The organism is Janthinobacterium sp. SUN073 (assembly GCF_030397665.1).
In the GTDB taxonomy this organism is placed as follows: domain Bacteria; phylum Pseudomonadota; class Gammaproteobacteria; order Burkholderiales; family Burkholderiaceae_D; genus Janthinobacterium.
The window spans coordinates 1-6,034 of sequence record NZ_JAPUBT010000024.1 but is presented as its reverse complement, the minus strand read 5'-3'; the positions used below and the strand labels follow the sequence as shown (position 1 = coordinate 6,034).

The window sequence follows — 6,034 nt, the reverse complement described above, 5'->3', positions numbered from 1 at the left end:
GGCGGCGGCCAATGCCGGCGACACGACGGCGCAGTCCGGGCTGTCGGCTGCCGAGCAGGCCTTCCTGACTGCCTCCCAGGTGGTCAACGCCTCGGACGCCCGCTACGCGGCAGATTACGCCCGCGTGGTGGCGGCCAACAACGAGGCGTTGAAATGGGCCTCGGCCCAGGTCGATGTGCAGCAGGCCAGCCTGGATGCCCTCAAGGCCCAGGTGTCGGGCCTGATCACCATCAACGACAGCGTGCTGACGGTGGCGCAAGCCATCGCCAACCTGCATGCGGCGATGGGCACGGCCACGGGGCTGGGTGTCAAGTTCGACGGTTCCCATGCCGGCGGCCTGGCCAACGTGCCGTTTGATGGCTACGCGGCCGAGCTGCATCGAGGCGAAGTGGTGGTCGACGCGCCAGCGGCGGCAGCCATGCGGCGCTACTTTGGCGGTGCGCCAAGCCAGGGCGGCGCGAACACCGACGCCCTGGTAGCCGAGATCAAGGGCCTGCGGGAAGAGGTTAAGGGGCTGCGCGCGGATCAAAAGGTGCAAACCGGCGCCACCATCCAGGCCACCGTTGAATCGAACGACAAAGCGGCCAAAACGGTCGTGGCCGGTGTTGATAAATCTGCCAAGGCATCTGCCTGGGCGAAACAAGTGGAGTACTCGCAATGACAGATGCACAATTTTTGACATGGCTGCAAAGCCCGTCCGCCATCCGCATGGTGCTGATCGAGGCCCAGGTGAACGTGGTCGGCCAGGAGGTGACGCGGTATATCGCCTCCCGGCCGTACGTCACCGGCCCGGCGGATGTGCCGGCCAATACCGAGTATCTGCCGCTGGCCACCGGTGGGCTGGCCTTCACCGAACAGGTCAGCCTGGCCGGCGAGGCTGGCTTGTCGGGCGGTGACGTCGAGCTGGACAACGGCGATGGCGCACTTGATGGCTGGTTGCTCGATGTGTGGCGCAACCGGCCGATCAAGGCCTGGTCAGGCGATCCGGCCTGGCCGCGCAGCGACTTTCGCCTGATCTTTGACGGCATCGTCGCCGATATCGGCAGTTCTGCGCGCGAATCGATCAACCTGTCGTTGCGCGACAAGCTGCAGCGCCTGGACACGCCGATTGCCGAAGCGAAGCTGGGCGGCACCTCGCCAAACAAGGACGCGACGCTGCCGATCCCATTCGGTGAATGCCACAACGTGACGCCATTGCTGACCAATCCGGCCACCCTGGAGTACGGTTTTCTCGGCGTGGTGGAATCGACGTTCGAAGTGCGCACCAACGGCAAACCGATTGCCGTGGCGCTCAATGACCAGGCGGGACGCTTCAATCTGACCACCGATCCGTTTTCCACCACGATCACGGCCAGCGTGCAGGGCGACAAGGGCGGCGGCTATGCGCCGCGCATCGCACCGCTGGTGCAGCGCATCGCCACCGCCTACGGCAAGGCATCGGACCGCTTCACGCTGGCCGACTTGGACCTGGCCAATCTGGCCGCTTTCGATGCCGCCCACCCGCAACTGGTGGGCCTGTACGTTGCGGACCGGACGAACCAGGCGCAAGCCATCCAGCAACTGGCGGCCAGCGTGGGCGCCCAGGCGCTGATGTCGCGCACTGGCCAGCTGCGTCTGGTGCAGATCGCGCTGCCCGCCTCCGGCGTGCCTGTGCAGATTGGCCCCGAACACATGAAACTCGATTCCTTGCGCCCGGTACAGCGCCTGCCGGTGGTGGCGGCCGTCAAGATCGCCTTCGACCGGAATTACACGGTGCAGGCCAGCCTGACCACCAGCATCCCGCCAGCGCATGCCGACCTGTACGCGACGGAGTGGCTGACGGAAACGGCGGTCGATGGCGCGGTCAAGGCGCGTTACCGGTTGACGGATGACCCGCCACAGATCGAAACCTGCCTCAAGACCAACGCAGACGCGCAAGCGGAAGCCGCACGGCGCCTAGCCCTGAACAAGGTGCAGCGCACGATTTATGAATTTGACGGAGAGCCTGAGATGATGATGCTGGAACTGGGGCAGCCCGTGGTGCTGCGCGATGACCGCTTCGGCCTGCAGGACGGCGTGCCTGGCGTGGTGGTGCTGCTGTCGCACCAATGGCTGGCCGGGCGCGTGACGGTGGGGGTGTTGGTATGACGGCCATCGGTGGCGCGCGCGATACGCTGCTGCAGGCCACTGCGGAGCGCTTCAGCACGACGGCGGACGGCAAGGCGATCCTGCTGGCTGGCAGCACGCCTGTGTTTCGCGTGAACAGCGCCGGCGCCGGCGCGCCTGGCTCGATTGCGATTACCGCCAAGCCGGTGAACGTGGTGGGCGATATCGTGTTTTCTGTGTCTGCCGGCACGCAGTTGACCGTCAACGGCAACGTGGCCACGGTCGACTTTGCCAACATGACCACGGATACGGCCCTGGTGCAGGCGCGTATCCGCGAATTTGGCGTCGATTACGTCGGCAACTACATGATCAGCAAGGTCTTCGACGGCGTCGCTGGCGATACCGGCCTGGCCGGCTTGAACACAGGCCAGGCCTTCGCCTACAAGCGCGCGGCGGCCGCCCCTACTGATTCGCCGGGTGACGTGATCTTCACTTTTGCCACGGCCAGCATCACCACGCCGGCCAGCAACGACCTGGCCAAGGGCTGGTCGAAGAATATCCCGGCTGGTTCGGCGCCGTTGTACGTGTGCGTGGCTGGCGCCAGCTCGCGCAATGCCACGGACAATATCGCCGCCAATGAGTGGTCGTCGGCCGTGCAGCTGGCCAAAGATGGTGCTGCCGGTGCCAATGGCAGCGCCGGCCAAAACGGTTTGGATGGCTTGAATGTGGCACCCGTGCGCATCTACCAGCGTAGCGCTACCAATACTGCGCCGGCGCTACCGAGCGCGGCATGCACGTTCACCTTTGCCACGGGCGCGCTCGCCGGCTTGAACAACGGCTGGTCGACGCAGGTGCCGACGGCGGGCGGTGCATACCTGTTTACCTCGGGCGCCACGGCCGCCTCGCGCGGCGCCACCGACGATATCACCCCTGGCGAATGGGCGGCCGCTGCGCGCCTGGCTGCCGATGGCGTGACAACCTACACCTGGGTGAAGTATGGCAATACCGCTGCAGGCGGTGGATTCTCCGATTCGCCCGTGGGCATGACTTACATCGGCCTGGCCTATAACAAGGCCACATTGGTCGAGAGTGACAACCCGGCAGATTATGCTTGGTCTCTGATCAAGGGCGGCGACGGGGCGAAGGGTGATGCCGGAGCGGACGGCAAGACGACCTACACCTGGATCAAGTATGCGGACAATGCAGACGGCACGGGCCTGTACGACACGCCGCGCGACAGCACCCTGTACCTGGGCCTGGCCGTCAACAAGCTCAGTGCCGCCCCCAGCACCAACAAGGCGGATTACGCCTGGTCGAAGTTTCGCGGTGGCCAGGGCGTGGCAGGGCCATCCGGCCAGCGCGGCACCGTGACGGTGACGGCGCCCGGCTATTCCACCTGGTCGGATGCCTCGGCCGTGTATGAGCTGAGCCATGCCGGCTACGGCGCGCCAATCAACCGCGACATGGTGACGCTGTACGACGCCACGCATGCGGCAACGAAGTTCTATGTAAATGACGAGTGGCTGGCTGCCGACACCGTCTTGAATGGCAATTTGCTGGTCCCCGGCACGGTGGCAGCAAAGGCGTTGGCGGTCGACGAGCTATCCGCTATTACCAGCATTCTGGGAAAGGTGAAAGCAGGCGATATCTCCGCCTCCACCATCCATGGCGGCCCTGGTTATCCGACTGGTGCATATGGCTGGCCTTCAAATGATGGCAATGGGTTTCATCTGAGCCAGGACGGCCTGCTGATGGGAAATTATCATCTTGGAAAATATGCTCGGTTTGACACGGACGGAGATATCCACACGCCTCAATTCACCAGCTTGCAGGGAATTGCAACGTTTTCTGGCACTCTTTCTGGGGCCAGGGGTTCTTTTCATCTGATGCGTAGCCCAGCGCGGCTCACGTCAGACAGCGCAGCCGGCTACGACTTGACTGGCACCGGCCTGTACTTTTATGACAGCGCGCATGAACAGCCCTACATCGAGCTCGGGGAGTATCTCTAATGGCCAGCGGCTTAAAAATTCGGCGTGCTGGCGTGGTCGTGTTCGATTCGTGGTTGGCGGCCGGCGGTGTCTGTATGGGCATTTTTTCAATTCCGCTTGAGGGCTGGACGATTACGTTTCCAGGCGCAGGGATTGGCCACACGCCGGTAGTGATCTATGGCGATTCGTTTCAGGTCGCCCCCTACACCTACGACGAGGCTCTGGGCTATCCCCGATTTGTTTTTTCTAACAGCGTCTCGTGGTCGACCGACTGGCGGCCCAGCGTGGGAATCTATTTGAAATGACGAAACAACTCAAAATTCGCAACCAGCACGGCGAACTGGTCATCGACAGCAATACCTATGGCACGCACTGCATTGGCCGCGCGACGTTCGTTTCTCTACAGCAGCCGTACAGTTCTGGCGGCGGCATGGTATCTGGCTTCTCCACGTATCAGTTCAGCGGCTTCCGCGGAATCCTTTGGGTGATCGATCTGCCTGTCGACCGGCGTGTGGGCGTCATCAAAACCAGCTATGTAAACGGTGTTCACACGCTAACCGTATATTGCGGCGCGAACGCCGATGAGAACGGTGGTTTTGACCAGCAGGAACCAGTCACTATCTGGGCGTTTGCCACCATCACGGAAAAAGTGGCGGCACGTGGCCTGTTGTTGAGGCATAGCGTCACCAAAGCAGTGACGCACGATTTCGGCACGCCCACCCTGACGTTCCCTCTGGCGCTGGGTGGACTGGAGAATAGTGTGGTGGTCAGTTCAGTGGGGCGCCCGGTAGCACTTGGCGCCAGCCCGTTTTACGAAATGAACTATGTGGGGACCGGCGGGCAATACACCATGACTGCATCCCGGCGATTTTTAGTACGCAGGTCGAACGGAGTAATTGCGTACGCCCCAGCGCTCATGCTGCGCTCAGGCCTGATGAGCGGCACCTTGCCGCCCGATACCGTGTATTCCGAACCAAGTCCATTTTTTGTTCTCGACGGCACCAATTTGCCATAGGATCTACATGTCAAATCTCCGCATCATCTACGACAACGCCGCCGACCGCGCGGCGCTCGCCGCATCCAGTCAGGCCGGTACGCTGGGCCCGGCCAACCTGCAGCGCGAACGCAAGTCAGCGGTGCTGCGCTCCGTCGGCACGGCGTTGGCGATCACGGCCACCTGGCCCACGCCCGAAATCATCGGCGGCGTGGCCCTGCCATTTTGCAACCTGACGCCCATGGCGACAATTCGCGTTCGCGGATACGTCGAGCCAGGCGACGCCGCGCCCGATTTCGATACCGGCGCCGTGCCGGCATGCGAGTACGCCAGGCTGGGCATGTGGGACTGGGGCGCGCTGCCGCTGGGCGTGAACGCCTTCAGCTACGGCGGCGGCACGTATGCGCGCTGCTGGCTCCAGATGCGTAGCGTCAAAAAGCTGGTGATTGACCTGGCCGACCCGGACAACCCGGCCGGCTACATCGAGGCGGTGCGCCTGGTGACCGGCCCTTACTGGAGTCCTGAGCAAAACGCCTCGTATGGCGCCGGCGTTACGTCGGTCGACACCAGCACGCAGTATCGCAATGGCGCTGGCGGCCAGACAGTCGGGCGCGGTGCGCTGTATCGCAAGCTGTCGCTCGCGCTCGAACATATGACCCCCTTGGACCGGGCGGAACTGTGGCGCATCGTGCGCGGTAATGGCCTGTCGCGCCCGCTGCTGATCAGCTTGTATCCAGAGAGTGACGACGGTGAGCTCGAGCAGGCGCACCAGGTGTATGGCCGCATTGCCAGCAATTCCGCCATCACCACCCAGTATTACCAGGCATATGCCACCAACATCGACATCGAGGAACTGTAATGGGCGACTTTTTTTACTATGGCCAGAAGGACACGATCCGGCGCCTGAATGAGCTGGCCGGGCGCGGCGCCGTGGTGGCATCGTATGCGCCAGCCGTGGGGAGGTCCC

At 63.2% G+C, this 6,034-nt stretch carries 5 protein-coding genes and 1 pseudogene; all 6 read left to right on the top strand.

The window, feature by feature from the left end; all coding sequences use genetic code 11:
• Positions 1 to 661 (top strand): annotated as a pseudogene (locus tag O0882_RS28935) (hypothetical protein); the annotation flags it as partial.
• Positions 658 to 2,127, top strand: a complete 1,470-nt coding sequence (locus O0882_RS28930) for a hypothetical protein (RefSeq protein WP_289953442.1) — start codon at positions 658 to 660, stop codon at positions 2,125 to 2,127. The pseudogene O0882_RS28935 and the gene O0882_RS28930, both read left to right, overlap by 4 nt.
• The gene (locus O0882_RS28925; protein WP_289953441.1) at positions 2,124 to 4,094 is read left to right on the top strand and encodes a hypothetical protein; all 1,971 of its coding nucleotides are present in this window, start codon (positions 2,124 to 2,126) and stop codon (positions 4,092 to 4,094) included. Before O0882_RS28930 ends, O0882_RS28925 begins: the two co-directional genes overlap by 4 nt.
• Positions 4,094 to 4,378: a hypothetical protein gene (locus O0882_RS28920; protein WP_289953440.1), complete on the top strand. Its 285-nt coding sequence runs from the start codon at positions 4,094 to 4,096 to the stop codon at positions 4,376 to 4,378. The genes O0882_RS28925 and O0882_RS28920 overlap by 1 nt, the downstream gene beginning before the upstream one ends.
• Positions 4,375 to 5,088: a hypothetical protein gene (locus tag O0882_RS28915; RefSeq protein WP_289953439.1), complete on the top strand. Its 714-nt coding sequence runs from the start codon at positions 4,375 to 4,377 to the stop codon at positions 5,086 to 5,088. The genes O0882_RS28920 and O0882_RS28915 overlap by 4 nt, the downstream gene beginning before the upstream one ends.
• A 7-nt stretch (positions 5,089 to 5,095) precedes the next feature.
• The gene (locus O0882_RS28910) at positions 5,096 to 5,926 is read left to right on the top strand and encodes a hypothetical protein (protein ID WP_289953438.1); all 831 of its coding nucleotides are present in this window, start codon (positions 5,096 to 5,098) and stop codon (positions 5,924 to 5,926) included.
• The last annotated feature ends 108 nt before the right edge of the window (positions 5,927 to 6,034 follow it).

Bases quoted from the DNA above. Each gene is read 5' to 3' on its own strand.
- O0882_RS28915 (WP_289953439.1), top strand. From the start codon at position 4,375: ATGACGAAACAACTCAAAATTCGCAACCAGCACGGCGAACTGGTCATC.
- O0882_RS28910 (WP_289953438.1), top strand. From the start codon at position 5,096: ATGTCAAATCTCCGCATCATCTACGACAACGCCGCCGACCGCGCGGCG.
- O0882_RS28925 (WP_289953441.1), top strand. From the start codon at position 2,124: ATGACGGCCATCGGTGGCGCGCGCGATACGCTGCTGCAGGCCACTGCG.
- O0882_RS28930 (WP_289953442.1), top strand. From the start codon at position 658: ATGACAGATGCACAATTTTTGACATGGCTGCAAAGCCCGTCCGCCATC.
- O0882_RS28920 (WP_289953440.1), top strand. From the start codon at position 4,094: ATGGCCAGCGGCTTAAAAATTCGGCGTGCTGGCGTGGTCGTGTTCGAT.